At 63.8% G+C, this 25083-nt stretch carries 30 protein-coding genes; 17 read left to right on the forward strand and 13 right to left on the reverse strand.

The window, feature by feature from the left end; genetic code table 11:
• Positions 1-22: 22 nt before the first annotated feature.
• Positions 23-1510: a carboxypeptidase M32 gene (locus EN804_RS14250; protein ID WP_135919906.1), complete on the reverse strand. Its 1488-nt coding sequence runs from the start codon at positions 1508-1510 to the stop codon at positions 23-25.
• A gap of 141 nt (positions 1511-1651) precedes the next feature.
• Between EN804_RS14250 and EN804_RS14255 the strand changes: the two genes are divergently transcribed.
• Positions 1652-2005, forward strand: a complete 354-nt coding sequence (locus tag EN804_RS14255) for a DUF1304 domain-containing protein (RefSeq protein WP_127277955.1) — start codon at positions 1652-1654, stop codon at positions 2003-2005.
• Positions 2006-2097: 92 nt separating this feature from the next.
• Here the strand turns inward: EN804_RS14255 and EN804_RS14260 are convergent, their stop codons facing one another.
• The 7 genes from EN804_RS14260 to EN804_RS14290 form a co-directional block, all read right to left on the reverse strand.
• Positions 2098-2523, reverse strand: a complete 426-nt coding sequence (locus EN804_RS14260; protein ID WP_135919908.1) for a hypothetical protein — start codon at positions 2521-2523, stop codon at positions 2098-2100.
• A 249-nt stretch (positions 2524-2772) separates the two neighbouring features.
• Entirely contained in the window at positions 2773-3804 is a 1032-nt protein-coding gene (locus EN804_RS14265) for a peptidoglycan -binding protein (RefSeq protein WP_127277953.1), read from the reverse strand.
• Between the two features lies 1 nt (position 3805).
• Positions 3806-4831, reverse strand: coding sequence for a MotA/TolQ/ExbB proton channel family protein (locus tag EN804_RS14270; protein ID WP_127277952.1), 1026 nt, complete (start codon positions 4829-4831; stop codon positions 3806-3808).
• A 120-nt stretch (positions 4832-4951) separates the two neighbouring features.
• Positions 4952-5638 (reverse strand): hemolysin III family protein, encoded by a 687-nt coding sequence (locus EN804_RS14275; protein WP_135882206.1) that lies wholly within the window; start codon positions 5636-5638, stop codon positions 4952-4954.
• An 83-nt stretch (positions 5639-5721) separates the two neighbouring features.
• Positions 5722-6522 carry an inositol monophosphatase family protein gene (locus EN804_RS14280; protein ID WP_135919910.1) on the reverse strand — a complete coding sequence of 267 codons (801 nt, stop codon included), beginning with the start codon at positions 6520-6522 and terminating at the stop codon, positions 5722-5724.
• Positions 6523-6608: 86 nt separating this feature from the next.
• Entirely contained in the window at positions 6609-7175 is a 567-nt protein-coding gene (gene efp / locus EN804_RS14285) for an elongation factor P (protein ID WP_027141779.1), read from the reverse strand.
• Between the two features lie 140 nt (positions 7176-7315).
• Complete coding sequence (locus EN804_RS14290; protein WP_189524520.1) at positions 7316-8185, reverse strand: LysR family transcriptional regulator; 870 nt, start codon at positions 8183-8185, stop codon at positions 7316-7318.
• 108 nt (positions 8186-8293) lie between these two features.
• Here EN804_RS14290 and EN804_RS14295 point away from each other — a divergent pair, with 108 nt between their 5' ends.
• Positions 8294-9310: an NAD(P)-dependent alcohol dehydrogenase gene (locus EN804_RS14295; RefSeq protein WP_135919914.1), complete on the forward strand. Its 1017-nt coding sequence runs from the start codon at positions 8294-8296 to the stop codon at positions 9308-9310.
• A 13-nt stretch (positions 9311-9323) separates the two neighbouring features.
• On the opposite strand, the gene EN804_RS14300 is transcribed toward EN804_RS14295, so the two are convergent.
• The 3 genes from EN804_RS14300 to EN804_RS14310 form a co-directional block, all read right to left on the reverse strand.
• Positions 9324-10364 (reverse strand): tetratricopeptide repeat protein, encoded by a 1041-nt coding sequence (locus EN804_RS14300; RefSeq protein WP_127277947.1) that lies wholly within the window; start codon positions 10362-10364, stop codon positions 9324-9326.
• A gap of 1 nt (position 10365) precedes the next feature.
• Entirely contained in the window at positions 10366-11013 is a 648-nt protein-coding gene (locus EN804_RS14305; protein ID WP_135919916.1) for a thiamine phosphate synthase, read from the reverse strand.
• Positions 11014-11145: 132 nt separating this feature from the next.
• A complete protein-coding gene (locus tag EN804_RS14310; RefSeq protein ID WP_135919918.1) occupies positions 11146-12051 on the reverse strand; it encodes a DMT family transporter in 906 nt (301 codons plus the stop codon).
• A 130-nt stretch (positions 12052-12181) separates the two neighbouring features.
• On the opposite strand from EN804_RS14310, the gene EN804_RS14315 reads away from it, so the two are divergent.
• The 3 genes from EN804_RS14315 (at position 12182) to EN804_RS14325 (ending at position 14342) form a co-directional block, all read left to right on the forward strand.
• Complete coding sequence (locus tag EN804_RS14315) at positions 12182-12634, forward strand: Lrp/AsnC family transcriptional regulator (protein WP_127280921.1); 453 nt, start codon at positions 12182-12184, stop codon at positions 12632-12634.
• Between the two features lie 91 nt (positions 12635-12725).
• Complete coding sequence (locus EN804_RS14320) at positions 12726-13454, forward strand: class I SAM-dependent methyltransferase (RefSeq protein ID WP_135919920.1); 729 nt, start codon at positions 12726-12728, stop codon at positions 13452-13454.
• 117 nt (positions 13455-13571) lie between these two features.
• Positions 13572-14342: a sulfite exporter TauE/SafE family protein gene (locus tag EN804_RS14325; protein WP_127281288.1), complete on the forward strand. Its 771-nt coding sequence runs from the start codon at positions 13572-13574 to the stop codon at positions 14340-14342.
• A gap of 14 nt (positions 14343-14356) precedes the next feature.
• Here the strand turns inward: EN804_RS14325 and EN804_RS14330 are convergent, their stop codons facing one another.
• On the reverse strand, positions 14357-14908 hold the full coding sequence (locus EN804_RS14330) for a DUF2269 family protein (protein WP_135919922.1): 552 nt from the start codon (positions 14906-14908) through the stop codon (positions 14357-14359).
• A 329-nt stretch (positions 14909-15237) separates the two neighbouring features.
• Between EN804_RS14330 and EN804_RS14335 the strand changes: the two genes are divergently transcribed.
• The 8 genes from EN804_RS14335 to EN804_RS14370 all read left to right on the forward strand — a co-directional run bounded on the left by EN804_RS14335 (position 15238) and on the right by EN804_RS14370 (position 20689).
• Complete coding sequence (locus tag EN804_RS14335; RefSeq protein ID WP_023771684.1) at positions 15238-15618, forward strand: hypothetical protein; 381 nt, start codon at positions 15238-15240, stop codon at positions 15616-15618.
• 384 nt (positions 15619-16002) lie between these two features.
• A complete protein-coding gene (locus EN804_RS14340; protein WP_127872134.1) occupies positions 16003-16536 on the forward strand; it encodes a DUF1465 family protein in 534 nt (177 codons plus the stop codon).
• A gap of 94 nt (positions 16537-16630) precedes the next feature.
• Positions 16631-17140 carry a crossover junction endodeoxyribonuclease RuvC gene (gene ruvC / locus EN804_RS14345; protein ID WP_127872133.1) on the forward strand — a complete coding sequence of 170 codons (510 nt, stop codon included), beginning with the start codon at positions 16631-16633 and terminating at the stop codon, positions 17138-17140.
• A 56-nt stretch (positions 17141-17196) separates the two neighbouring features.
• Positions 17197-17466 carry an AbrB/MazE/SpoVT family DNA-binding domain-containing protein gene (locus EN804_RS14350; RefSeq protein WP_127280066.1) on the forward strand — a complete coding sequence of 90 codons (270 nt, stop codon included), beginning with the start codon at positions 17197-17199 and terminating at the stop codon, positions 17464-17466.
• Positions 17444-17863: a type II toxin-antitoxin system VapC family toxin gene (locus EN804_RS14355; RefSeq protein WP_127280067.1), complete on the forward strand. Its 420-nt coding sequence runs from the start codon at positions 17444-17446 to the stop codon at positions 17861-17863. The genes EN804_RS14350 and EN804_RS14355 overlap by 23 nt, the downstream gene beginning before the upstream one ends.
• A 27-nt stretch (positions 17864-17890) precedes the next feature.
• The gene (gene ruvA, locus EN804_RS14360) at positions 17891-18511 is read left to right on the forward strand and encodes a Holliday junction branch migration protein RuvA (RefSeq protein WP_127280068.1); all 621 of its coding nucleotides are present in this window, start codon (positions 17891-17893) and stop codon (positions 18509-18511) included.
• Between the two features lie 43 nt (positions 18512-18554).
• Positions 18555-19592: a Holliday junction branch migration DNA helicase RuvB gene (gene ruvB / locus EN804_RS14365; protein ID WP_135882188.1), complete on the forward strand. Its 1038-nt coding sequence runs from the start codon at positions 18555-18557 to the stop codon at positions 19590-19592.
• A gap of 200 nt (positions 19593-19792) precedes the next feature.
• A complete protein-coding gene (locus EN804_RS14370; RefSeq protein WP_127872131.1) occupies positions 19793-20689 on the forward strand; it encodes a metallophosphoesterase in 897 nt (298 codons plus the stop codon).
• An 8-nt stretch (positions 20690-20697) separates the two neighbouring features.
• On the opposite strand, the gene EN804_RS14375 is transcribed toward EN804_RS14370, so the two are convergent.
• Positions 20698-21948, reverse strand: coding sequence for a cellulase family glycosylhydrolase (locus tag EN804_RS14375; protein WP_135920280.1), 1251 nt, complete (start codon positions 21946-21948; stop codon positions 20698-20700).
• Between the two features lie 53 nt (positions 21949-22001).
• Between EN804_RS14375 and ybgC the strand changes: the two genes are divergently transcribed.
• The 4 genes from ybgC to EN804_RS14395 all read left to right on the forward strand — a co-directional run bounded on the left by ybgC (position 22002) and on the right by EN804_RS14395 (position 25071).
• Entirely contained in the window at positions 22002-22472 is a 471-nt protein-coding gene (gene ybgC / locus EN804_RS14380; RefSeq protein ID WP_127280352.1) for a tol-pal system-associated acyl-CoA thioesterase, read from the forward strand.
• 259 nt (positions 22473-22731) lie between these two features.
• Positions 22732-23442, forward strand: coding sequence for a protein TolQ (gene tolQ, locus EN804_RS14385; protein ID WP_015315267.1), 711 nt, complete (start codon positions 22732-22734; stop codon positions 23440-23442).
• Between the two features lie 11 nt (positions 23443-23453).
• Positions 23454-23906 (forward strand): protein TolR, encoded by a 453-nt coding sequence (gene tolR, locus EN804_RS14390; protein WP_027141797.1) that lies wholly within the window; start codon positions 23454-23456, stop codon positions 23904-23906.
• A gap of 7 nt (positions 23907-23913) precedes the next feature.
• The gene (locus EN804_RS14395; protein WP_127872130.1) at positions 23914-25071 is read left to right on the forward strand and encodes a TonB family protein; all 1158 of its coding nucleotides are present in this window, start codon (positions 23914-23916) and stop codon (positions 25069-25071) included.
• The last annotated feature ends 12 nt before the right edge of the window (positions 25072-25083 follow it).

Raw genomic sequence — 25083 nt, forward strand, 5'->3', positions numbered from 1 at the left:
GGCCGGCGACTACAGCGTCGCCTCACGCAGTTCCGTATCGTTTGCGCAAATGCTCCGTGAAATACATGGCGTTGAGTTTTTCGCCGGTGGCGCGTTCGAGCAGGTCCGGCGTCGACCAGCGCGACCCCTGCGACCAGATTTTCTCGCGACGCCAGCCGTTGATGGCCGCGAAATTCCCTTTCGCCAGGTCGTCGTCGGCTGAAGGATGTTCGCGCACCAGCGCGGCCCATTGCTGCGCCGCCATCATCGCGCCCAACGTGTAGGAGGGGAAATAGCCGAAGGCGGCACCCGGCCAGTGCACGTCCTGCATCGGCCCATCGGCCGGATTGTCGATGGTGGAGAGGCCGAGATAGTCGCGCATCTTGGCATCCCAGGCTTCGGGCAGATCAGCCACCTCCAGGCGGCCGGAGACAAGCTCCTGCTCCAGTTCGTAACGCAGGATGACATGCAGCGGATAGGTCACTTCGTCTGCGTCGACACGGATCAGGCCACGCTCGACACGATGCACATGTGGCAGGATATCGTCGAGCGACCAGGCTTCGCCGAGATGCTTTTCCACCACCGGCAGCGCCCAGCGCCAGAAGGCGGGATTGCGGCCGATCTGCTTTTCGACGAACAGGCTCTGGCTTTCATGCACGGCCATGCCGCGGGCCTTGCCGAGCGGCCAGTGCGACCATGCCTTGGGCAGGTTCTGTTCATAGAGCGCATGCCCGGTCTCGTGCAGCACGCCCATCAGCGCCGACAGGAAATCCGATGTCTTGTAGCGGGTGGTGATGCGCACGTCGCTGGGCACGCCGCCGCAGAACGGATGGTGCGACACCGACAGCGAGCCGTGGGTCAGGTCGAAGCCGATCGCGACCATCATGGCAAGGCCGAGTTCGCGCTGCCGGTCGATCGCATAGGTGCCCGAAAGCGGCTTCAGCGGATGCTTGCGCAGCCGCGCTTCCTGGATCGCCAGCGCCTCAGGCACGAAGCCTTTGAGGAAGGCCTTCAGGTCGGCGAAGACAGGAGTGATGTCAGCCGTGCGGTTGCCGGGGTCGAATTGCTCCATCAGCGCGTCATAAGGGGCAAGGCCGAGCACGTCGGAGCGCAGGGCCGCCTCTTCGCGCACCAGCGCCACCACGCCCTCGAGCGCCGGCTGGAAGCCAGCCCAGTCGTTCTTGGCGCGCAGGTCGCGCCATAGCTGCTCGCAACGCATGCGCGCCGTCGTCTGGCGTTCGACGAACTCGACCGGCAGGCAGGTCAGGTTGGTGTACTGCCGCCGCAGCTCGGCGAGAGCCGCCCGCTGCTCATCATCCAATGCCTCGGCTTCGGCGGCGGCGATCCAGTCCGATATTTCCGGTGCGGTCGCCCTGGTGTGATACATGCCGGCAAGGGCCGCCATCGCCTCGGCGCGCTTCTCGCCGCCGCCGACGGCCATGTGGGTCGCTTCATCGGCACCGAGGATGGCCAGCGCATGTTCAAGCGCTTCGAGCTTGTGGCCGAGGTCGTCGAGTTTGTGAAAGGACATGGCGGCTTCCGTGATTGAGGACGGCGCGAAAAGACACCAACGCAAAAGCATTGGCAACCCTCGGACACCATCCGGCGGATGCAGCTTGCGCAGGAGAGGTCGAGCATGAAATGCTGCCGGCGACGCATGAAGGGGAGCAGAATGATCGGCAACATCCTGGTCGGGCTGGTGGCCTTGATCCATGCCTACATCGTCTATCTCGAGATGGTGCTTTGGGACACGCCGCGCGGGCACAAGACATTCCGCCTGACGCCGGAATTCGCCAGCGCCTCCAAAGTGCTCGCCGCCAATCAGGGCCTTTACAACGGCTTCCTCGCCGCCGGCCTGATCTGGGGGCTTTACCTCGGCTCCGCCGGTTTCCAGGTCAAGGTCTTCTTCCTGGCTTGCGTGGCCGTTGCCGGTCTCTATGGCGCGGCGACGGTCGGCCGCAAGATCCTGTTCATCCAGACCGTTCCGGCGGTGGTCGCCCTGATCGCGGTCTGGCTCGGTTGGTAGATGGGCTGGCGAGGAAAAAGGACGCCCGCGGGATTGGGGTCCCGAAGACGCCAGTTGGTCCCTTCCTCTGGGACGCTTCCAGGCAGATGGCCTCAGCCGTTCGGATAGTTTCCGCCGTCGGAGCCGTCGCCCATCAGGAAACCGGTGCCGGTATCGACCCTCAGTCGCTGGTCGACATTGTCGAGCCGGCGCAGCAGGTCATGGTATTGCGCGGCCGGTATCCTGCCGTGATCCGACGCGGCTATCTTCTCGGCGGCCTGACCGATGCGGGCCGTTCGCATTTCCAGGCGCTCCGCGACGGCCGGGGTGATGTTTTTGGCCTGCCTTGCGTCGGCGATGCCCTGGTGGACACCTTGAACCTGCTGAACGAGCGCCTCGACACGCGGACCCGTCATGTCGGTCGGGTCGGTCGCGTCGAGAGCGCCCTTGTGATGGCCCGCGGCATAGGCGCCGGCAAGCGGGGCGGCGACCAGAATTGCGGCAAGGATTGCGGTCTTGAGAGATGCTGAAGAGCGCATGACGGCGCCTCCTTTTGCTGGGAAGGGAGCGGTCTTGCCGCTCCGCGTTCCGGACGTGGGCCGTCCGGTTCCGTCGCGTCGCGATGTGAGAGGCATCGCCGGCGGTTCTCGGCCCTGGGCAGCAAGCTAGGAGTGCCTCGGCGCGAAGTGTAATTAAAAAAAGATAATCTTTTCAGGCCTTGCCGGCCGATCCCTGCGCCCTAGAGTTGAGCCGACGAACAATTTCGCGTGAGTTCGCGTGATGATGGATCAACGTTCGGTGAGCTTCAATTCAATGCGGCGGTTCTTGTTGCGCGCTTCGTCGGTGTCGGCGGGATCGAGCGGCTGGAACTCGCCGAAGCCGGCGGCGACCAGCCGGTTGGCTGGCACGCCGTTCTCGATCAGGAACTTGACCACCGAGGTCGAGCGTGCCGTCGACAGTTCCCAATTGTCGCGGTAACGGCCATTGCCGGACAGCGGCTTGTTGTCGGTGTGGCCGTCGACGCGCAGCACCCAGTTGATCTCCGGCGGGATCTCCTTCTGCAATTCGATGATGGCGTCGGCGAGTTTCTTCATCTCGACCTTGCCGGCATCGTTGATCACTTCGGAGCCGGTCGGGAACAGCACTTCCGACTGGAACACGAAGCGGTCGCCGACGATGCGGATGTTCTCGCGATCGGCGAGGATTTCGCGCAGGCGCCCGAAGAAATCGGAGCGGTAGCGGTTCAATTCCTGCACGCGCTGCGCCAGCGCCACGTTCAGGCGACGGCCGAGATCGGCGATCTTGGTGTTGGAATCGCGGTCGCGCGTTTCGGAGACGTTGAGGGCATCCTCGAGCGCGCCGATCTGCTTGCGCAAGGCCGCGATCTGCTGGTTGAGGATCTCGACCTGGCTCAGCGCCTGCTGGCTGATCTGGCGCTGGCTGTCCAGTTCGCCGCCCAGCTCGGCGGCACGCTGGTTGGCGGCGTCGCCGGCGCCGGCACCTTGTGCCAGCAACTGTTCGAGCCGGCTCTTTTCCGCCTGAGCCGCCGACAGCGACGCCTGCAGATTGGCGAGCGAATCCTCCTTGTCCTGCGCCGTCGAGCGCTCCAGCGCCAGAAGCTGGGTCAATTCGTTGATCTGCGAATTGAGGCGCGACAGTGCCGTGTCCTTGCCGGAGATTTCGCGGCCGAGCAGGAACTGCGCCAGTACGAAGACGGTGAGCAGGAACATGATGGCGAGCAACAGCGTCGACAGCGCGTCGACGAAGCCAGGCCAATAATCGATGCGGCGATCGGTGCGCCGGCCCCTGGCAAGCGCCATGCTAGTGCACCCCGGGCTTCTTCAGCGCGTCGGCGATCTTTTCCAGCGTGTTGCGCATCGCCTTCTGCTCGTCGGACTGGGCCTCGACCCAGTCGCGCATGATCTGCTGCTCGGAACGCATGTTCTTGACCAGGCCGGAAATGCCGTCGGCGAGATTGGCCATGGCGGTGGCGACGCGCGGGTTGGAGCCGCCGCCATTCTCCTGCATGCTGCGCAGCCGCTCCGACAACAGGCGGATTTCGTCGGAGGGCTCGGTCCTGGCCGCATCGGAGACGACGATGTCGGACGACAGGTCGGTGACCGAGGACAGCCAGTTTTCGAGTTCGGTGTAGAAGCGCGTCTGGGCGCGGCCGGCCTGCAGGTCGAGGAAGCCGAGCACGAGCGAGCCGGAGAGGCCGAACAGCGAGGACGAGAAGGCGGTGCCCATGCCGGCCAGCGGCGCCGACAGGCCCTGCTTCAGCGAATCGAGCACCGCCGCGGCATCGCCCGTGCCGGGATCGAGAGACTCGATGGTCTCGCGGATCGAGCCGATCGTATTCAACAGGCCCCAGAAAGTGCCGAGCAGGCCGAGAAACACCAGCAGGCCGACCAGGTAGCGCGAGGTGTCGCGGCTTTCGTCAAGGCGCGTGGCGATGGAATCCAGCATTGTGCGCATCGATGAGGTCGAAAAGGCCATCGACGAGGAGCGGCCGATCATCGCCTTCATCGGCGCCAGCAGCACCGGTTCCGTGGTCTCCGAGCCGGCGCGGAAGGAGTTGACCCAGCGCACCTCGCGAAACAGCCGCCCGACCTGCGTGAAGGCCAGCAGGATACCGACGACGAGCACGCCGACGATGAGGCCATTGAGGCCGGGATTGGTGACGAAAGCGGTGGTGACCTGGCGGGTCAAGATGGCGGCGATGAAGGCGACGATGGCCAGGAAGATGACCATGGTGAGCAGGAAGACCTGCGGACTCGACAATTTGTGTGGATCGTAGACCAGTACGTCGGAGCGCCTGCCCATGCCGAAGGATCTGAGAAAAGCCATCCGTGCCCCGTTTCCGATGCCGCTGCCGCCGATCACGTAGGTGGCGACTCTAAACGGAATTGTGACCAAATTGAATGGTGCTTGGCAATATTGCCACAGGTAGCCTTAGGAGCCGGCGCCTCAAAGGCGGTTGATGACCAGGCAGTCGACCATGGCCGCCAGGTGCAGACCGGCGCCGGTGACGACGAAGCCGTGCCACAGGGCGTTGTGGAAGCGCAGCGCCTTCCAGGCGAAGAAAATCACGCCGCAGGAATAGACGACGCCGCCGGCGACGATGAGCATGATCGACGTGGTCGGCAGCGTCTCGACGAGCGGTTTGACAAGGATGACGCCGCTCCAGCCGATGGCAAGGTAGAAGACGATCGCCAGCCTGTCGAAGCGGCCGGGGAAAAACACCTTGATGGCAATGCCCGTTGCCGCCGCGGCCCAGACCAGAACGATCATCCAGCGCGCCAGCGGCGAGTTTCCCAACTGGGCGAGAAAGGGTGTGTAGGTGGCGGCGATCAACAGATAGATCGCGGCATGATCGAAACGCCGCAAGATCCACTTCGCGGGCGAGGTCACCGGCCACAGATTGTAGGTCAACGATACCGACAGGACGGTGAGCAGCGAGACGACATAGAAGACGGCGGCGATGTATTCGCCAGGCCCGACCCGGAAGGCGGCGAGCGCCAGCAGCGCCGAGCCGGCCGTGATCGCCAGCACGATGCCCACCGCATGGACGATCCCGTCGGCGATCATCTCGGCGCGCGAATAATGCCAGCGTCCGATGAACGGAATGTCGATCTGTGGCGGCGTGTTGATCATCTATCGTCCTAGCGTCACCCTTTATCTGGGCAACCGCCGGACAGTATTTCAAGCTTTGTTTGCGGTTTTGCGACTGCGGCGGTTCAGCGCGGCGGGAGCGGCTTTTTCACCGTCTTCAGCAATGCGCGCTGGATGATCTCATTGCCGGCGACGACCGTGCCGGTGTCGAGCATATCCTGTCCGCCATCCATATCGGAGGCGAAGCCGCCCGCTTCGCGAATCAAGAGCAGGCCGGCGGCGATGTCCCAGGCCGACAGGCCCACTTCCCAGAACCCGTCCATGCGCCCGGCGGCGACATAGGCCAGATCGAGCGAGGCGGAGCCCATGCGGCGGACGCCGGAGACCTCGGCCATGACGTTGCGCAGTTCGACCAGGAAATTGCCGTGGTGGCCACGGCCGAGATGCGGCACGCCGCAGCCGATCACCGTGTCGATAAGCTTCGTGCGGCCGGCGACGCGCAGGCGGCGATCATTCATGAAGGCGCCGCCGCCGCGCTCGGTGGTGTAGAGCTCGTCCATGGCAGGATTGTAGATGACGCCGGCAACGATCTGGCCCTGGCGCTCGAGCGCGATGGAGACTGCGAAAAGCGGAATGCCGTGCAGGAAATTGGTGGTGCCGTCGAGCGGATCGACGATCCAGCGGTGCTGGCTGTCGTCGCCGGCGACGGCGCCGCGCTCTTCCATCAGAAAGCCGTAGCCCGGGCGTGCCTTCGACAATTCGGCAAAGACGATGTCCTCGGCCTTGCGGTCGGCCTGGCTGACATAGTCGCCGGGCCCCTTCATCGAAACCTGCAGGTTCTGGACCTCGCCGAAGTCGCGCGACAGCGAGCGGCCGGCCTTCATTGCGGCCTGGACCATGACGTTGAGGAGGGCTGAGCGTGCCATAGTGCTTCTTCCTGGTGCGGCGCTTTAAACTCTGTCTCGATGCATGCCGGTGACCCAAATCCGGGGCCACTTCTGGGCGGCACGCATCAGTCGGCGCGGCGCACGTAAGTGATTTCGTTGGTGTCGACGATGATGCGTTCGCCGGCGCCGATGAAGGGCGGCACCAGCACGCGAATGCCGTTTTCCAGCACCGCCGGCTTGTAGGAGGACGCTGCGGTCTGGCCCTTCACCACGGGATCCGCCTCGGTGATGGTCAGCGTCACATAGTCGGGCAGCGAAATGCCGATCGGCCGCTCCTCGTAGAGCTGAACCGTCACCATCATGCCGTCCTGCAGGAACGCGGCGCGGTCGCCGACGAAATCCTTGTTCAGTTCGAGCTGCTCGTAGCTTTGGGTGTCCATGAACACCAGCGCGTCCTCCTGCTCGTACAGGAAGGAAAAATCCTTCAGGTCGAGCCGGATCTGCTCGACCGTCTCGGCCGAACGGAAGCGCTCGTTGAGCTTGGTGCCGTTGATGAGGTTCTTCAGTTCGACCTGGTTGTATGCGCCGCCCTTGCCGGGCTTGACGGTGTTGGTCCTGACCGCCACCCAGAGGCCGCCATCGTGTTCGATGACATAGCCGGGACGGATTTCGTTGCCATTGATCTTGGCCATGATGATGGGATCCGGGATGCTGCCGACGGCCAGGCCGTCGGTATGGGATGTTCGCCGTGACAAGCGATTTAAGGCTCCAAGACCACAAATCGCCCGGAGAGGCAAGGGAGGGCGGGTCGGCTCCGGCCGGCAAGCCGGCGTCAGGTCTCGACCTCCAGGACATCGCCGACGGTCTTTTCAATGGCCTGCGCGGCCTTTGCCAGGCGGTTGAGGTGCGGAGAGCGCAGGGCCACCACCTGCAATGAAAGATCGAGATCTCCGGTATCGACAAGCGCGAGGTCGTCGGGAAGTCCGCGCGCGGCAAGCCGCGACGGCATGAGGCCGAGGCCGTGTCCCCGACGTACCCATTCCATCTGCATCGCCGGGTCCTGAATTTCCGCCGCTATAACGAGCCGATGCCGTTCGCCGCCCAAAATGGCCAGGAGCCTCTGACGCGCGTCGCAAGGCTCGGGACTAAGCACCCAGGGCCTGGAAGCCCAGGCGGCGTCCGTGAGACGGGGTTTGGTGGTGCCAGCCGGCGCTATGATGGCGAGGCGTTCCGTGCCAAGCGCGTCCGGGCCTTGATGATCGGCGGATCGCAGAACGATCGCCATGTCGAGTTGGCCGCGTTCGAACTGCTCGATCAGTTCCGCGCTCCAGCCGGTCTTGAGCCGCAAGGATATTTTTGGAAACGCCCCAGCCGTGCTGGCTATACCGCCCGCAACGCCCGCGTCGGACAGGCCATGTGCCAGGCCGACACGCAGCACGCCTTGCGGCTCGGTGTCGGCGGCGAAGGCTTTCAGAGCCTCGACCGAAGCCAGTATGTCTTTCGCGCGCTCCAAGACCTCCAGTCCCGCCGTGGTCAGGCGCGGCGGCTTCTGCCGGCGATCGAGAAGCGTCGTCCCGAGCATATCCTCCAGTCGCTGCATCTGACGCGTGACGGCAGGCTGCGTCAGAGGCAGGCGGCGGGCCACGCTCTGGATCGAGCCCTCCTCGGCGAACAGGACGAGCGTGCGTAATTCCTCCAGCATTTCCAACATTGCTCCAAATGCATAATTATCCTGATTATTATGAATTTGAAATCATGACCAAGGCAAGCGATTTTCCTTTCCAGGACCTCCAGACGGAAAGGAAAGACAATGAAGGCCATCGAATTGCAGCACCCGGGCGGCATCGACAACCTCAGACTGGTCGAGCGGCCAATGCCGGAACCCGGGCGCCAGGAGATGATCATCAGGGTCAGGGCAACCGCGCTCAATTACCGCGACGTGGAAATCGCCCGTGGCATTTACCACACTGCCTTTGCGCTGCCGTTGGTGCCGCTTTCGGATGGCGTCGGCGAAGTGGTTGCGGTTGGCGCCGAAGTGACCCGCTTCAAGGTCGGCGATCGTGTCTGCGCCACATTCTGGCAGCGTTGGGTCGGCGGCAGTTTCGCCATGGCTGAGCCCTCCTATCAACGGGGCGGCCCGATCGACGGGTTGCTCAGCGAGTTCGCCAGGCTGGATGAACAGGCGGCCGTCCTTGCGCCGGAGCACCTGAGCGATGTCGAAGCCGCGACGCTGCCTTGCGCCGCCGTGACGGCCTGGCATGCGCTGTTCACCGAAGGCCGGTTGAAGCCCGGCGAGACGGTGTTGAGCCTGGGCACAGGCAGCGTCTCGCTGTTTGCAGTGCAGTTTGCGGCTGCCGCCGGGGCACACGTCATCGTCACGTCGAGCAGCGACGACAAGCTCACACGCGCAAAGGCGCTTGGCGCCCATGACGGCATCAACTATCGCAGCGACCCGGATTGGGCGTCGGCCGTGCTGGCGCTCACCGGTGGGCGGGGCGCCGATCACATCATCGAAGTCGGCGGCCCGCAAAGCTTCGCCCAGTCGCTGAGGGCTTCGGCGCGCGGTGCCCAGATCAATGTGATCGGCTATCTCGGCGGCAGCGAGGGCGCAATCAATCCGCTCGACATCTTTCGCCGCCAGGTCCGGGCACGCGGAATTCCGGTCGGTTCACGCGAATCCTTCGAGGCGATGAACCGGGCCATCGCCGTCAACCGGTTGAGGCCGGTGATCGACAAGGTCTTGCCGTGGCGGGAGGCAGCCGGCGCCTTCCGCCATCTCGAACACGGCTCGCCCTTCGGCAAAGTCGTCCTGGATCACATGCAATGAGCGCGCGCTGTCCTCAGGGCAGGCGGTTCGCCTTCTGCAGGGCCTGCTTGGTCTGGTCATCGCTCAGCCCTTGCAGGAAATCGTCCATCTCCTGATCGATGAGGCCGGCGCGGCGGGCAACGATATACCAGGCGCCGGCGAGCACCAGGTCCGGGTCGGTGCCGATGCCTTGCATATAGAGTTTTGCCAGGCGGTTCTGGGCCGCGACATTGCCGCCTTCGGCGGCCTGCTTCGTCCAGCCGAAAGCCGATTTCAGGTCGCGCGCGCCGCCGCGGCCCTCGATCATCCAGGCGGCGAGATCGATCTGCGCGGTGTCGTAGTTCTGACGGGCGGCCTGCGCCAGCAGCCGGCGTGCCTGTGCATCGTCGCGCGGCTTGCCGCCGACGCCGTTGGCATAGATCTGCGACATGGCGTATTGCGCGTCGGCGAGACCGGTCGCGGCAGCGCGCTCATAGTAGGAAACCGCCTTGGCCAGGCCGGCGTCGCCGGGATCCTGCTGGACCAGCATCTGCGCGAAATTGAATTGCGCCAGCTGGTTGCCGGCTTCGGCGGCGGCCTGCATCAGGGCATAGGCTCCCTTCGCGTCCTTCTTGACGTAACGGCCATCGAGCAGCATCAGCGCATATTGGAACTGCGATTCCGGCACGCCCTGCTCGGCGGCAAGCGCGTACCATTTGGCGGCCTCGGCCGAGTTCAACGGCACACCCAACCCACGCGACAGGATCTCGGCCACCAGCGTCTGCGCCGCCGGGTCGCCGTTCTGGGCACGGACCAGGGCCAGATTATAGGCGGTCTTGTAAAGCCCGCGCTGGAACGCGCCATAGGCGGCGTCCGCCGGCTTGGCGCCGAAGCGGTCGGGATTGACGCTGTCGACCGAGGGCAGCGGTGCGGGCTCCGCCGTGGTGGCTGGCTGCGGCAGCTGGTTTTCGATCGGCTTGTCGGTGTGCATGCCGGTTTCAGGCTTGCGCTGCGGCAAGGGTATGGTTTCGGCGGCGGCGGCCTGGATCATCACCGCCGCAAGCAGGGCCTGGAGGGAAAGCCGCGCCAGGGACACGTCAATCCTCGAAGCGCGGCGCTGTGTCGTCGAGCAGGGCATTGGCCCGGCCGATCGCCACCTTCGGATCGACGCCGTCGGCGAACACGGCGCTCGACAGCGCGACGAATTCGGCGCCGGTGGCGGCCACCGTTTCGACGGAGGCAAGATCGGAACCGGCCTCGACGATGCAAGGAATCTGGATCATCTGCGCCCACCATTGCCCCAATGACAGGTTGCGCGGATGCGGCTCAGGCTTGTTGTCGTAGCCGAAGCGGCCGAAGAAAATGTAATCGGGCCTGGCTTCGCCGAGCTCCAGCGCGTCGTCGCGGGTCTTGGCACCGCCGGTGCCGACCATCATTTTCGCCTGGAAATGCTCGATCGTCTCGGCGAGTTCGGCCTTGGAGACCTCGACATGGATGCCGTCGGCCTGGACCCGGCCGGCGATGCGGGTGTCGCCAGCAATGATGACCGCCACGCCCGCGGCCTGCGCGGCCGGCACGACCTGTTCGGCAAAGGCCTGGAAGGAGGCCTCGTCCATGCCGTTCTCGGGCAGGATCAGCGAGGCGATGTCGCCGCCGTCGAACGCGGCCGCGATGCGGGCGGCCGGCACGCCGGGTGGCGCGATCAGTACGATGCGGCAGCGGTTGGGAGGCGTGGCGTCATTCATGGTTCTTCGATCCCGGGTTTCGCCTATGCCGGGCGAAGATGGTTGGATTGCGGCATAGAGCAAACTGCCCGCTTTGAACAGGCGGACAGCCAGGATCGGATTTTTTGACCGCCGGGTAGCCGGCGTGCCGCCTTACTTGATCGGCTGCGGGCTCGCGGCGGACGGTCTCGATTTCCACAATGTCCAGCCGAGGTTCATGCCGGCGGCTGCGATCAGGATGGCGGCGGCGCCGACGACCTGGCTAAGATGCAGCCGATGGCCGAAAGCGATGACATCGACCAGGATGGCAACGACCGGATAGATGAAGGACAGCGACCCCTGCAGATGCGTCGGCAGCTTCTGGATGGCGCCGTACATCAGGATGTACATCACGCCGGTGTGGACGATGCCGAGCGTTGCCAGCATGGCCCAGCTCCATGGGTCGGCGGGAAGATGCGAGAGATTGGCGAAGGGCGCCAGCATGACGACGCCGACGCAGACCTGGATGAGCGCGATCAGATGGGGCGGCGTGCCCTTGAGTTTCTTGGTGACGATGGCCGCGACAGCCCAGAAAAAGGCGGCGGCCAGGGCCATCAGGATGCCGGCGAAATAGTTCGTGCCGACATCGCCGGCGTCTGGGGCGGCCCCGACGATCAGCACAATGCCGGCGAAGGCGATTGCCAGCCAGGTCAGCTTGGTCAATGTCAGCCGCTCGGCGAAGAACAGCGCGCCGAAGCCGACCAGCATGAAGGGTTGCGTGTTGTAGACCGCGGTGGCGATCGAGATGGAGGCGCGTGAGAATGCGCTAAACAGGAGCAGCCAGTTGATGACGATCGCCGCGCCCCCAAGTGCTGCGAGGCCGACGATGCGCAACGACAGCCTGTTGCGCAACAATCCAAGCGAAGCGCAGATGATGAGCAGCGTCAGCGCGCCGAACGCGCAGCGCCAGAACACTACATCCATGATCGGCTGGCCGGACATGATGACGAACCATCCGATCGTTCCCAGGATCGCCATTGCGGCCGACATTTCGACCGTGCCACGTACCGTATCGTTCATAATAAGCCTCTGAACCCGTTGAGCCAGCATAATCTCATGTGATGTCGAGGCTTTCCATCTCCTCAGGAAGGCTATATGAGGAGGTTGCCTAATTATATTAGGCAGCCGCTCGAATCTGCGAGAAAAAGAAATGCTGGACGATCTCGACCGAAATCTCCTCGAAATCCTGGTCAGGGATGCGCGGACCTCGCTGAAGGATCTGGCGGCCCAGGTCGGGCTGTCGTCGCCGAGCGTTTCGGAGCGGCTGCGGCGGCTCGAGGAGCGCGGCGTCATCCGGGCGTTCACCGTCGAGATCGATCCGCTGGCGCTCGGCTATACGCTGCAGGCGATCGTGCGGATCAAACCTTTGCCGGGCAAGCTGCACATCGTCCAGAAACTGATCGAGGAGATTGAAGAGTTTGGCGAATGCGACAAGGTGACGGGAGATGACTGTTTCGTCGCCCGGCTGTTCGTGCGCTCGATCGGCGACCTCGACGGCATTCTCGACCGGATCGCCGACAAGGCCGAGACCAGCACCGCCATCATCAAGGCACAGCCGATCCGGCGGCGGCCGCCGCCACTGGGGTTGCCGTTGGGCTCATAAGCTTGACATCCCGAGGCCATGGTGGAAAGGCGCGGCCAGTCCACCAAATGTCAGTCTTCCGCCAGATGGCTGTCTGAAGAGCGAGAAAAACATGGCGCAGAACATCTACGATCAACCGGAATTCTTCGCGGGCTACAGCCAGCTCGGCCGCTCGGTCGAGGGCCTGGACGGCGCCGCCGAGTGGCCGGCGCTGCGCGCGATGCTGCCTGATGTCACGGGCCTGAGGATCGTCGACCTCGGCTGCGGCTTTGGCTGGTTTTGCCGCTGGGCGCACGGGCAAGGGGCGAGCAATGTCCTTGGGCTCGACCTGTCGGAGAAGATGCTTGTCCGGGCCAGAGCTGCCGGCCCGGACACGGGCATCACCTATGAAAGAGCCGACCTCGACCAGCTCAGCCTGCCGCGGGCCAGCTTCGACCTCGCCTACAGTTCGCTCGCCTTGCACTATGTCGCGGATGTCGAGCGCCTGTTCGGAACCGTGCATCAGGCCCTGTCGCCAGGCGGCCATTTTGTCTTCTCTACGGAGCATCCGATCTACATGGCGCCGACCAATCCCGGTTGGTCGATCGATGGCGAGGGGAAAAAGACCTGGCCTGTCGACCGGTATCTGGTGGAAGGGCCGCGCACGACCGACTGGTTGGCCAAGGGCGTGGTAAAACATCACCGCACCATCGGCACCACGCTCAACACGCTGATCGGGACGGGTTTCACGATCGAGCATGTCGAGGAATTCCGTCCGACGGACGCGCAGATCGCGGCCATGCCGGGTCTTGCGGAAGAACTCGAGCGGCCGATGTTCCTGCTGGTTTCGGCGCGCCGATAGCTATTCGAAGCCCGCCGGCAAGGCTCGTCGCGGCCAGCCCATATTTGCGGTCGCCGGGCACGCGATTCTGGGCTATTCAGGCGTTGATCCGCTTTCCCTCCAGACCAGTCCCTCCCCATGTCAGGCCTGCTTCTCGATCCGTGGTTCTACGCGGCCGCCGTCCCGGCGGTCATCCTGGTCGGCCTGTCCAAGGGCGGCTTTGGCGGCGCCGTCGGTTTCGTCGGCGTGCCGCTGATGGCGCTGACCATGCCGCCGGTGCAGGCGGCCGCCATCCTGCTGCCGATCCTGTGCCTGATGGACATCGTCTCGGTGTGGACGTGGTGGGGCGTATACGATCGCAAGATGCTGGTCGATATGATGCCGGGCGCCGTCATCGGCATCGGGCTTGGCTGGCTGACGGCGGCACTCGTCACCGAGGAAGCGGTGCGGCTGATCGTCGGCGCCGTCGCCATCGTCTTCGTGCTGCGCTGGCTTTACCTGCAGTTTCGCCACGGTTCCGACCATGCCGCCGCACCCAATCGCGTGGCGGCGGCCATATGGGGCACGGTTGCCGGGTTCACCAGCTTCGTTGCCCATGTCGGCGGACCGCCCTTCCAGGTCTATGCCTTGCCGATCAGGCTCGACCCCAAGGTGCTGTCGGGCACGGCGGCGATCTTCTTTGCCGCCACCAATGCGCTGAAGCTCATCCCCTATTTCGCGCTCGGCCAGTTTGATACCGCCAATCTGACGGCATCGGCGGTGCTGATGCCGCTGGCGCCGCTGTCGACCATCGCCGGCGCGTGGCTGGTGCGGCGCATGCGGCCGGAGATTTTTTATCCCTTCACCTATGCGACCGTGGCGGTCGTGGCCGTGAAGCTTCTGTGGGACGGGATCGCCGGCATCATGTAGCGCTCCAGCCCGCGTCAGGCGGCGCTGGGCACCATGCGTCTTGGCCGGCTGAGCGCCATGGCGGCACCGGCGGCAAGAACCATCATCATGCCCGCGAGAATGACGACGTCGTGCAGGGTCGGCTTCAGCACCATGTCGGTGATGATGACGAGCATGACCGCATAGTCGAAGCGCGCCGCCCGCAGGATGCGCTGGCCATAGGCCAGGGCCGCGGGCGTCACGCCGTCCCTGGCGATCATCGCGCCCATGCGGTCGGCGGTAGGCTTGAACACAAACATTCCGATGCAGAAGGTCGTGGCGTAGCCGGCAAGGCCGATCAGGACCCAGAGCTCGGAGAAGCCGACCCAGAACGAGCACATGATCAATCCGAAGGCCAATGTCAGCATCGACATCGGCGCGAAGAAGCGGTTGCCCAGCTCGCCGGTGGCGCGCATCGCCTGCAGCGTTCCCTGGATGTTGCCGGCTCGATCCGCCAGCGTCGCCAGCACCATCAGCGTGAAGCCGCCGCCGACCCAAAGCGTTGCCGAAAGGATGTGCAGCAATTTGACGATGGAATACCAATCCATGGCTTTCTCCCCGATGCCCAATGGTTGCTGGCGAGGGCGGGCCATTGCCCGTCCGCTTCGCCGCCGCCGCGTTTAGCGCCGCGGTTGTTTCGGGACGATGTCGTGGAAAAACCGGCTGTGTTTCAGGCCGCCGGCTAACGAAAGGCGTCGCTAATATGATGAAGGCGCCGCCCGGCTTTCTGCTATTGTCGGCATTGTCGGGGGGGGCGTGACATCGTCCGGAAACAATGCCGATGCTAGTGCCGACGGCGGAGGTCCGGCGGCGGCAGCGCTTGCCTGACGATCAACTCATTCCCAACTTGGGAAAAGGCAATTCGGGGGACTAATATATGCAAGGGGTAGCACGGAATTTCTTCACGCTGGCGATCATCTACGCGCTGTGCGGCATGGCACTCGGCATCCACATGGCGATCAGCGAGGATCATGGCCAGATGCCGACCCACGCCCACACGATGGTGGCTGGCTGGCTCATGTCGGCGGTCTTCGCGTTCTTTTACCACCTGTTTCCGGCTGCCGGGCAAAAGACGCTGGCCCTCGTCCATTTCTGGCTGACGGCAATCAGCGGCATCGGGCTCATGATCGGCCTTTATATACTGCTTGCCGGAAATCCGGGGATCGAGCCGTTGCTGGGGATATCTTCGATCGGCTTCTACGCAGGCATGCTGCTGTTCGCCTTCATCGCCCTGCCGGTGGTGTGGAAAAAGGCCTGAGTGAGGCCGAAACCTTGCCTGCGCGGCTGTGCTGTTACGGCACAGGAGTAGTGTGTAGGGTCAAAAAATATCAGGGATGTTAAGGGTCCATTAAGCTTTACAGGCGTTTACTATGTGCATCCAGTGATCTGGATTCTTACCGAGTGGTTGGAGCCACTTTGTTTGACGCCTCCCTGTTAAACTCCTGAGAGCCGCCTTATCCGCGGCTCTTTTTTTGTCCGCATTCCGGTGGCTTCCCGCGACGCCGGTCGCTGTTAACCTTCTGTTAAACATGTGCTTGCCTTCACCCCGGACGAAGCGCATTTTCAAGCTTCAGTTTTATAGGGTCACGGGTGTATCGGCAGAGAGCCGAATCGGCCGGTTGCAAGTGCAGGGGCGTTATCAATGAACGAGCCGTCGAAAGGCGTTGTGAAAACCGTCAAGCTGGCGGAACGCCGGGTGTTTTCGCACTCCTTCAAACCGCTTTACCAGGAAGGCATGGGCCTGGTCGAACAGGCGGCGGAGTATCTCGACGGCAAGGGCCGGGCCGAGGCCAAGAAACTGTCGCGGCTGGCAGCCACGCTCTACGCGGCCGAGTCGATGCGGCTGACCACCAGGCTGATGCAGGTTGCCTCGTGGCTGCTTTTGCAGCGCGCGGCGAATTCCGGCGAGATGACCCGCGACCAGGTCGCTTCGGAAAAGTCCAAGGTGCGCCTCGACACCGCTTCCGCCCATGACGAGGCGGCCGGCTGGGCCGAACTGCCGAGCGATTTCCTCGACCTCGTCAACCGGTCGCTGCGCCTTCAGGCATTGGTGCGCCGCATGGACGAAGAGATCTACGGCGCCGGCGCGATGGTCGACACGCAGCCCGTGGCTCGCCGGCCCAATCCGGTCTCCGACCAGATCAGCCTGCTCAACACCGCCTTCGCCCGCAACTGAGAAACTTCGAAGCCTTCCCCAGTTGGCGGGGTGGGCGTTTCCGGTTTGTTCACTTTTCGCTGGCATCGCTGTCCGCCGGAGGTACACTCACGGCATGGGGGACGCGATTCGCATCATCGGTATCGATCCGGGGCTCAGGCGCACCGGCTGGGGCATCATCGAGAGCCTCGGCAATTCGTTGCGCTTCGTCGCTTCGGGCACCGTACGCTCCGAGGACAAGGCGGCGCTGGCGACGCGGCTCTGCCAACTGCATGACGGGCTCGCCGAAATCCTGCATCAGGCCATGCCGCATGAGGCCGCGGTCGAACAGACCTTCGTCAACAAGGACGCCGTTGCGACGCTGAAGCTCGGGCAGGCACGCGGCATCGCCATGCTGGTGCCGGCGCGCGCCGGCCTCGTTGTCGCCGAATATGCGCCAAACGCGGTGAAGAAGGCGGTGATCGGCGTCGGCCACGGCGACAAGAAGCAGATCCACATGATGGTGAAGGTGTTATTGCCGAAGGCGGTCTTCGACACCGAACACGCCGCTGACGCGCTGGCCATTGCGATTTGCCACGCGCATCACCGGCAAAGTGCCGCCTATAGGCTGGCGCTCGCCGGTTAGTGATGTTCTTGACTTGTTCACGGCTATGGGGTAGGTAATACCTTTGAGGTATTACCATGCGCGTCACCGTCAAGGGGCAGGTCACGATCCCCAAACCTATAAGGGACCATCTGGGCATAGGCCCAGGCTCCGAGGTGGAGTTCGTGGCCACCAATGGGGACGTTCGGCTGGTTGCCGTCGACGGGGACCTCTCCGAGGAGGAGAAATTGCGCAGGTTCAGCGATGTTCTCGACCAAATGGAGGGGACATTGGATCTGGGAGGCATGACCAGCGACCAGTACATGGAGTGGTTGAGAGGCCCACGTGAAGATCTCGACGTTGATTGACACGAATGTCCTGATCGATGTTTGGGGGCCAACTGGGCCTCTGAAAAAATGGTCAGCGTCTAAAATCACCTTGTGCCGAGGCGACGGCGCATTGGTCGTCAATGCCATCGTCTGGTCCGAGTTGGCGCCGCTGATCGCGACGGAGACGGCGCTTCGAAAAGCAGTCGACATGCTCGAGATGGATCGCGAACTTGTACCTTGGGACGCGGCATTCCTTGCGGGCGTCACGCATTCCCGCTATCGCCGGGCCGGCGGTGTTCGGGAGCGCACTCTGCCTGATTTCTTTATTGGCGCTCATGCGACCGTTGCCGGACATCGTCTTTTGACCCGAGACGCAGCACGGTATCGCAGTTACTTCCCCGATCTCGATATCATCTCTCCGGAAACGCACCCATGAGGGCCTATCTTCCATGAAAGATCTGGCATGATCGGCAAGCTCAAGGGCACGCTCGATGAGATCGACGAAGACCATTGTCTCGTCGATATCCATGGCGTCGGCTATGTCGCTTACTGCTCGACCCGCACGCTTGCCGCGCTGCCTTCGCCCGGCGAAGCGGTGGTGCTGTTCATCGAGACCTATGTGCGCGAGGACATGATCCGGCTCTATGGTTTCCAGTCGCAGCTCGAGCGCGAATGGTTTCGGCTGCTGATGAACAATGTGCCGGGTGTCGGCGCCAAGGTGGCGCTGGCCATACTGTCGACGCTGGCGCCGGCCGACCTCGCCAATGCGATCGCGCTGCGCGACATCGCCATGGTTTCCCGCGCGCCCGGCGTCGGCAAGAAGGTGGCCGAGCGCATCGTCACCGAATTGAAGGCCAAGGCACCGGCCTATGCCGGCGCTGCCTCCGGTACGATCGGGCTGAAGCAGGAGCTCGGCGAAGGTGTGGCGCCGGCGCCGATCACCGACGCCGTCTCGGCCCTGGTCAATCTCGGCTATTCCCGCGACACCGCCGCCAATGCGGTATCGGCGGCGCTGAAGACGGCAGGAGAGGGAGCCGATGCCTCCAAGCTGATCCGTTTCGGGCTGAAGGAACTGGCGCGGTGAGCCTTCGCTTGTCCGGGGCGCTACCCTGTGCGAGGAAGGCCCCATGAGCCTTTCCCCCCGTCTCATTGCTCCGGAAAAACGCGGCGAGGATGCCGAGCAGACCTTGCGGCCGCAGACGCTCGACGATTTCGTCGGCCAGGCGGCGGTTCGGGCAAACCTCAAAGTCTTCATCGAGGCCGCCAAGGGCCGCAAGGAGGCGCTCGACCACGTGCTGTTCGTCGGACCGCCGGGGCTGGGCAAGACGACGCTGGCGCAGATCATGGCGCGCGAACTCGGCGTCAATTTCCGCTCGACCTCCGGGCCGGTCATCGCCAAGGCCGGCGATCTCGCGGCACTGCTGACCAATCTCGAAGAAGGCGATGTGCTGTTCATCGACGAGATCCACAGGCTCAACCCGGCGGTGGAGGAAATCCTCTATCCGGCGATGGAGGATTTCCAGCTCGACCTGATCATCGGCGAGGGACCGGCGGCGCGTTCGGTCAAGATCGACCTTGCCCGTTTCACGCTGGTGGCAGCCACCACGCGGCTCGGCCTGCTCACCAATCCGCTGCGCGACCGGTTCGGCATCCCGGTGCGGCTCAATTTCTACACGGTCGAGGAGTTGGAGCAGATCGTGCGGCGCGGCGCCCGCATCCTGCAGATGCCGCTCGGCGACGACGGTGCACTCGAGATCGCCCGGCGCGCGCGCGGTACGCCGCGCATTGCCGGGCGGCTGTTGCGGCGCGTGCGCGATTTCGCCTCGGTCGCCGGCGACGGCCATGTCGACCGCCTGATCGCCGACGAAGCGTTGACCCGGCTCGAAGTCGATGCGCTCGGCCTCGACGCGCTCGACCGCCGCTATCTCAGCATGATCGCCCGCAATTTCGGCGGCGGGCCGGTGGGAATCGAGACGATCGCGGCGGGCTTGTCCGAGCCGCGCGACGCCATCGAGGACATTATCGAGCCCTATCTGATCCAGCAGGGCTTCATCCAGCGCACGCCGCGTGGCCGCGTGCTGACCGCCAATGCCTGGCGCCATCTCGGCCTTGATGCGCCGAAGGACCTGGCGCAGCAGCAGATCAGCCTGTTCCAGGAAGAATAGCGGGGCAATCGATCAGTCACGGGTTCCCGGACCAGTGATCAAGCATCAGTGAACGGGCCTGCGCAAATTCTCCTCATCTTTGCCGGCTTACCGGCGTATTCCTGGATTGTATCGGGTTCGCTGCCTCCATGCATGTCGTCCGCCCAAATCAGGATCGACACGCACCAGCGCATGCCGAAATGAGGTGCCGGAGCCACTCAATGATAACCAGACGCGGGTTCATGCGCTTTATCGGCGGGTCGCTGCTGTCGGTCGCCTCGTTCAGCGCCTACGCCGTCGGCATCGAGCCGATGCTGCTGACGCATGTGAAGCGCTATGCGCTGACGCCACCGCATTGGCCTGATGGATTGAAGCTGCGCGTCGTCGCCCTTGCCGACATCCACGCCTGCCGGCCTTGGATGACGCCGGAGCGGATTGCCTCGCTTGCCGAAGAGGCGAATGCGTTGCAGCCGGACCTGATCGTTCTGCTCGGCGACTACATCGCCGGCATGCGCCTGGCGTCACGTAGGGTCACGCCGCCGGAATGGGCTGGCGCCCTGTCGGGCCTCAAGGCACCGCTCGGCGTGCTGTCGATCCTCGGCAATCACGACTGGTGGGCCGATGGCTTCGCGCAGCGTGCCGGAGTTGGTCCGACGATCGCGCGCAAGGCATTGGAGAAGGTCGGCATCCCGGTTCTGGAGAACGACGCCGTGCGTCTGGAAAAGGACGGACATGGCGTATGGATCGCCGGCCTCGCCGATCAGTTGGCGCTATTACGGAAAAAGAACACCGAGCGTCCCAGGGGATTGGACGATCTCGACGGCACGCTGGCCAAAATCAGCGACGCCGCGCCTGTCATCCTGCTGGCGCACGAACCGGACATTTTTCCAAAAGTGCCGTCGCGTGTGTCGCTGACGCTAGCGGGACACACCCATGGCGGGCAGGTGCGGCTGTTCGGCTATTCGCCTATCGTGCCGTCGCAGTTCGGCAATCGCTACGCCTATGGCCATGTCATCGAGAACGACCGCAACCTGATCGTCTCGGGCGGGCTCGGCTTCAGCAATTTGCCCATCCGTTTCGGCATGCGTCCGGAAATCCTGCAGATCGACCTCGGCTGACCGGGACTTCAGGGGAGGTTTCGGATTGCGTCCATCACGTCTGGCTCGGCCTTGTCGCCATTGAACGCATCGACGACGCCGAAAGCGCCGCCATAGCTCCACAGCGACCATGAGAAGCCGTCCGCTTCGGCCCGCGCGATCATATCCTTGACATAGGCGGCCCGATACTCCGCCGGCATCACATAGGCATTGCCATATTCCTGGCGGATCATGCCGAACTCGCCCAGGGTGATGTCTTGCGGCTTGATGCCGTTGGCCTTCGCCCACGCCTCGACGGTCTTGAACGGCGCATCCATCAGGCCAAGCAGCTTGTCGGGGCTGTCCATGCTGGCGACCTGCTCGTCGAGATAGGCAAGCAGGCCGCTCTGCCGTGTCCAAGGCGCCTCGGCCTTAATCCGGGCGCGGATGGTGTCGAGCGTGACGTCGAGCTGCCCCTTGGGAACCGCGGTCAACGGATAGGGCAGGCCGGTCACGTAGGGGATAAAGTCGCCGGCCCAGGTCGCGCCCTGATGGGTGAGCAGGAATGGATCGTAGGAGTGGAAGGTCCAGATGATGTTGTCGTCGGGGATGGTCCTCGGGTCGATCTTCCCCAGCGACGAGGCGGCGGAATAGCAGGCTCCGGTCAGGACCAGCGTCAGCTTCGTCGCCGAGGCGCGCGCCGCGGCGAACAGTTCGCGCTGGCGGTCGGGCCACAGGCTGGTGCCGTCGCTGTCGCAATCGACGATCGGCTCGTTCATCGGTTCGAAAGCGACCTTTTCGGGATCTTCGCCCGCCAGCGTGCGCGCCATGCCGCGAACCATCTCGACGTAGCGGTCGAAGGTCGCGGGATCGTCCATCACCTCACCCATGCCGATCTTGCGGCTGCCGCCGGCCGGGATCAGGTGCATGTCGACGATGACCTTCAGCCCGGCTTGGTTGATCATGCGCGTCGAGTCCAGCACGCTGGCATAGAGTTGGTAACGCAGGTCCGTTGTATTGTCCGAGAGGAAAGGCGACGGATCGACCGGCATGCGCAGGAAATCGAAGCCGGCATCCTTCAACGCCTTGAGGTCGTCTTCCCCAAGGAATTTTCGCCATTCCGGGTAGGGCAGGATGGCCTTGGCATCACCCCACCGATCCTCGCCGGGCCAGGTGACCCACTGGTCGAGATTGAGACCGCGCTTCATCGAGAAGGTGGCCGCTTCAGCCGAAAGTGTAGAAGCCGCCAGCGCTAGCACGACTGCCATCAAGGTCTTGATCATCGTCGTCAACAGTGCCATCGGGTTCATGCGCCAAAAATACCTGCCGCGTCGGCATCCAAAAGGGAAGCGCAATGGGCGATCATGGTGAATCCGCGGCATTGCTGGCTGGGCTTTCCGGCGCGCTGACCGAGTTCGGCCACCGGCTGATGGCGCGGGTCTATTACGCCGACACCGATTTTTCGGGCGTCGTCTACCACGCGCGCTATCTCGAATTCCTCGAGCGCGGCCGCTCCGACTATCTCCGGCTCACCGGCGTGCACCACACCGAACTCGCCGAAGGCAAGCATGGCGAGAAGATCGCATGGGTGGTACGCCGCATGGAGATCGACTTCCGCATTCCCGCTCGCATCGACGACATCCTGACCGTCGACACCCGCACCGATGCCATTTCCGGTGCGCGAATCTTCATGGCACAGCAGCTCAAGCGGGGCGACGAGGTGCTGGTCGAGGCCAAGGTCGAGGCGGCGATCATCGGCGAGAACGGCCGGCCGAGGCGCTTTCCCAGGGAATGGGTGGCGGCGTTCATGCCACGGGTCGGCTGATATTCAGGTGATGCCGGCCTGCGATACCCAGGCGCGGCAATGCGCCGCGCCTTATACACTAACCCATCCTTAACCATAACGGTTCATGAAGAGACTGGTGAAGATTGGCGTTATCCAGCGCCTTCCTTTCACCAATATTTGCCCCGAAAAGGCCGCTAACGGCACGGTTTGGGGTGTCCGGTAGCTTCGTGCGAACCGACCACAAGGGATGCCATGGGCCAGCCGCCAGCTTCGCCCGGAAAATCTTAAGGACGTAACGATGGAAAATATCGCACTCGCCGAACCGGGCGCGCAATTGTCGATTTGGGCCTTGTTCATGCAGGCCAGCTGGGTGGTCAAGCTGGTCATGATCGGGCTGCTCTGCGCTTCGGTGTGGACTTGGGCGATCATCGTCGACAAGCTGGTCGCCTATGGCCGCATGCGGCTGGCGCTGAACCGCTTCGAGCAGGTTTTCTGGTCCGGGCAGTCGCTGGAGGAGCTCTACCGCACGCTCGCCGACCGCAAGACGACAGGCATGGGCGCCATTTTCGTCGCCGCCATGCGCGAATGGAAGAAGAGTTTCGAAAAAGGCGCCAAGTCGCCGCTCGGCCTGCAGACCCGCATCGACAAGGCCATGGACCTGGCGCTGACCCGCGAGATGGAGAAGCTGGAGGGGCGCCTCGGCTTCCTCGCCACCACCGGATCCGCGGCACCTTTCATCGGCCTGTTCGGCACCGTCATCGGCATCATGACCTCGTTCCAGGCCATCGCCGGCTCCAAGAACACCAGCCTCGCGGTGGTCGCGCCCGGCATCGCCGAGGCGCTGCTGGCGACGGCCATCGGCCTGCTCGCCGCGATTCCGGCGGTCATCGCCTATAACAAGCTGTCATCGGATGCGAGCAAGATCGCCGTGCGCATGGAGGGGTTCTCGGATGAGTTCTCCGCCATACTCTCGCGCCAAATCGATGAAAAAGTCGCGCCTAAGGCCTGAGGAGTAACGAGATGGGTATGTCCGTAGGCATGGGAGGGCGCGGCGGGCGCGGCCACCGGCGGCGCGGCCGTCACCATGCGCTGATGTCGGAGATCAACGTCACGCCGATGGTCGACGTGATGCTGGTGCTCTTGATCATCTTCATGGTCGCGGCACCGATGCTGACGGTCGGCGTGCCGATCGACCTGCCGGACACCCAGGCCAAGGCGATGAATGCCGACACCCAGCCGATCACCGTCTCGATCGATGCAACCGGGAAGATTTTCCTGCAGGAAACCGAGATTCCGATCGAGGAGCTGGTGGCCAAACTGCAGGCTATCTCGAAGACCGGTTATGAAGAGCGCATCTTCATCCGTGGCGACAAGTCGACCGACTATGGCACGGCCATGAAGGTCATGGCTCGCATCTCGGCCGCTGGCTACAAGAACATCGGCCTGGTTTCACTGCAGGAACAGGATCAATAGACTCACGATGAGGACCGGCCTCACCACATCGGTGATCTTGCATACGGCGGTGCTGGCCTTCGGCCTGTTCACCCTGTCGGCGCCGGCCGCGCTTCCGTCCGCCGACGTGGAGTCGGTCGCGGTCGACATCGTGCCGATGGAAGCCATCGCGCAGACGCTGCAGGGCGACAAGAAGGCCGTGATGCATGAAAAGCCGGCGCCGCTGCCGACGCAGCGTCCCGATATCGTACCCAACGCGCAGAAGGTCGGCGAAAACAGCGTCGACACCGACAAGCCGATAACGCCGGAAGCCAAACCAAAACCCGTCGACACGACCTCGGCGCCGCCACCCGCGCCGACCCCGAAGGAAATCCCGAAGACCGAGGACGTTCCGAAGCCGCAGGAAAAGCCCAAGCCCACTCCGGCGACGGAAGTGGCGCCAGCGCCGACGCCCAAGGAAGAGGTGAAGCCCGAGCCGGTCAAGCAGACCGAGCCCAAGCCGACGCCGGCCAAGCCGGCGCCGACCCCGCCGCCGCAGGACAAGACAGCCGCTATCGATCCGACGCCCGAGGTCAAGCCCGACGCCGTCGCCGAGGCCATAGCGAAGGACCCGCCAACCGAAGAGACGCAATTGCCGAATTCGGCGCCCGCGCCGGAAGCGCGGCCAAAGCCGCAGCCGGCACAGGCCGAAAGCGCCAAGGCGCCGGAACGCAAGGATGCCGACAAGCCGGTCAAGGAAGCCTCGTCCAAGCCGAAGTCCGACGACAAGCAGTTCAACGCCAATGAGATTTCGGCCTTGCTCGACAAGCAGAAGCCGTCCGGCGGTGGTGCCAAGCGCTCGACCCAGCAGGCGTCGCTCGGTGGCGACAAGGATCAGGGCCAGAAGCTGTCGAAGTCGGAGCAGGGCGCCCTGGAAAGCCAGTTGGGCGGTTGCTGGACATTGCCGGCCGGGCTTGAAGGTTCGGAGAATTTCGTCGTCGTGGTCCGCTTCAACCTGGACAATTCGGGCAAGCTCGACGGCCGCCCGTCCGTCGAAAAGTCGAGCGGCAACCGGCAATTTGACGAAAGCGCGGTGCGCGCGGTTCAGAAATGCGACGTGGCCGGCCTGCAGGTTCCCGCCGGCAAACAGGACATCTGGAACGACATCCGGGTCACCTTCGATCCAAGGGAAATGCTTGGCCTCTAGGCCGGGCGTCCA

Origin of the sequence: Mesorhizobium sp. M8A.F.Ca.ET.161.01.1.1 (genome assembly GCF_004792105.1) — a bacterium.
Classification (GTDB): Bacteria; Pseudomonadota; Alphaproteobacteria; order Rhizobiales; family Rhizobiaceae; genus Mesorhizobium.

What these genes read in the sequence shown, in the direction of transcription:
- EN804_RS14250 (WP_135919906.1), bottom strand. Translation starts at nt 1,510, where the DNA reads ATGTCCTTTCACAAACTCGACGACCTCGGCCACAAGCTCGAAGCGCTT.
- EN804_RS14255 (WP_127277955.1), top strand. Translation starts at nt 1,652, where the DNA reads ATGATCGGCAACATCCTGGTCGGGCTGGTGGCCTTGATCCATGCCTAC.
- EN804_RS14260 (WP_135919908.1), bottom strand. Translation starts at nt 2,523, where the DNA reads ATGCGCTCTTCAGCATCTCTCAAGACCGCAATCCTTGCCGCAATTCTG.
- EN804_RS14265 (WP_127277953.1), bottom strand. Translation starts at nt 3,804, where the DNA reads ATGGCGCTTGCCAGGGGCCGGCGCACCGATCGCCGCATCGATTATTGG.
- EN804_RS14270 (WP_127277952.1), bottom strand. Translation starts at nt 4,831, where the DNA reads ATGGCTTTTCTCAGATCCTTCGGCATGGGCAGGCGCTCCGACGTACTG.
- EN804_RS14275 (WP_135882206.1), bottom strand. Translation starts at nt 5,638, where the DNA reads ATGATCAACACGCCGCCACAGATCGACATTCCGTTCATCGGACGCTGG.
- EN804_RS14280 (WP_135919910.1), bottom strand. Translation starts at nt 6,522, where the DNA reads ATGGCACGCTCAGCCCTCCTCAACGTCATGGTCCAGGCCGCAATGAAG.
- efp (WP_027141779.1), bottom strand. Translation starts at nt 7,175, where the DNA reads ATGGCCAAGATCAATGGCAACGAAATCCGTCCCGGCTATGTCATCGAA.
- EN804_RS14290 (WP_189524520.1), bottom strand. Translation starts at nt 8,185, where the DNA reads ATGCTGGAGGAATTACGCACGCTCGTCCTGTTCGCCGAGGAGGGCTCG.
- EN804_RS14295 (WP_135919914.1), top strand. Translation starts at nt 8,294, where the DNA reads ATGAAGGCCATCGAATTGCAGCACCCGGGCGGCATCGACAACCTCAGA.
- EN804_RS14305 (WP_135919916.1), bottom strand. Translation starts at nt 11,013, where the DNA reads ATGAATGACGCCACGCCTCCCAACCGCTGCCGCATCGTACTGATCGCG.
- EN804_RS14310 (WP_135919918.1), bottom strand. Translation starts at nt 12,051, where the DNA reads ATGAACGATACGGTACGTGGCACGGTCGAAATGTCGGCCGCAATGGCG.
- EN804_RS14315 (WP_127280921.1), top strand. Translation starts at nt 12,182, where the DNA reads ATGCTGGACGATCTCGACCGAAATCTCCTCGAAATCCTGGTCAGGGAT.
- EN804_RS14320 (WP_135919920.1), top strand. Translation starts at nt 12,726, where the DNA reads ATGGCGCAGAACATCTACGATCAACCGGAATTCTTCGCGGGCTACAGC.
- EN804_RS14325 (WP_127281288.1), top strand. Translation starts at nt 13,572, where the DNA reads ATGTCAGGCCTGCTTCTCGATCCGTGGTTCTACGCGGCCGCCGTCCCG.
- EN804_RS14330 (WP_135919922.1), bottom strand. Translation starts at nt 14,908, where the DNA reads ATGGATTGGTATTCCATCGTCAAATTGCTGCACATCCTTTCGGCAACG.
- EN804_RS14335 (WP_023771684.1), top strand. Translation starts at nt 15,238, where the DNA reads ATGCAAGGGGTAGCACGGAATTTCTTCACGCTGGCGATCATCTACGCG.
- EN804_RS14340 (WP_127872134.1), top strand. Translation starts at nt 16,003, where the DNA reads ATGAACGAGCCGTCGAAAGGCGTTGTGAAAACCGTCAAGCTGGCGGAA.
- ruvC (WP_127872133.1), top strand. Translation starts at nt 16,631, where the DNA reads ATGGGGGACGCGATTCGCATCATCGGTATCGATCCGGGGCTCAGGCGC.
- EN804_RS14350 (WP_127280066.1), top strand. Translation starts at nt 17,197, where the DNA reads ATGCGCGTCACCGTCAAGGGGCAGGTCACGATCCCCAAACCTATAAGG.
- ruvA (WP_127280068.1), top strand. Translation starts at nt 17,891, where the DNA reads ATGATCGGCAAGCTCAAGGGCACGCTCGATGAGATCGACGAAGACCAT.
- ruvB (WP_135882188.1), top strand. Translation starts at nt 18,555, where the DNA reads ATGAGCCTTTCCCCCCGTCTCATTGCTCCGGAAAAACGCGGCGAGGAT.
- EN804_RS14370 (WP_127872131.1), top strand. Translation starts at nt 19,793, where the DNA reads ATGATAACCAGACGCGGGTTCATGCGCTTTATCGGCGGGTCGCTGCTG.
- EN804_RS14375 (WP_135920280.1), bottom strand. Translation starts at nt 21,948, where the DNA reads ATGGCACTGTTGACGACGATGATCAAGACCTTGATGGCAGTCGTGCTA.
- ybgC (WP_127280352.1), top strand. Translation starts at nt 22,002, where the DNA reads ATGGGCGATCATGGTGAATCCGCGGCATTGCTGGCTGGGCTTTCCGGC.
- tolQ (WP_015315267.1), top strand. Translation starts at nt 22,732, where the DNA reads ATGGAAAATATCGCACTCGCCGAACCGGGCGCGCAATTGTCGATTTGG.
- tolR (WP_027141797.1), top strand. Translation starts at nt 23,454, where the DNA reads ATGGGTATGTCCGTAGGCATGGGAGGGCGCGGCGGGCGCGGCCACCGG.
- EN804_RS14395 (WP_127872130.1), top strand. Translation starts at nt 23,914, where the DNA reads ATGAGGACCGGCCTCACCACATCGGTGATCTTGCATACGGCGGTGCTG.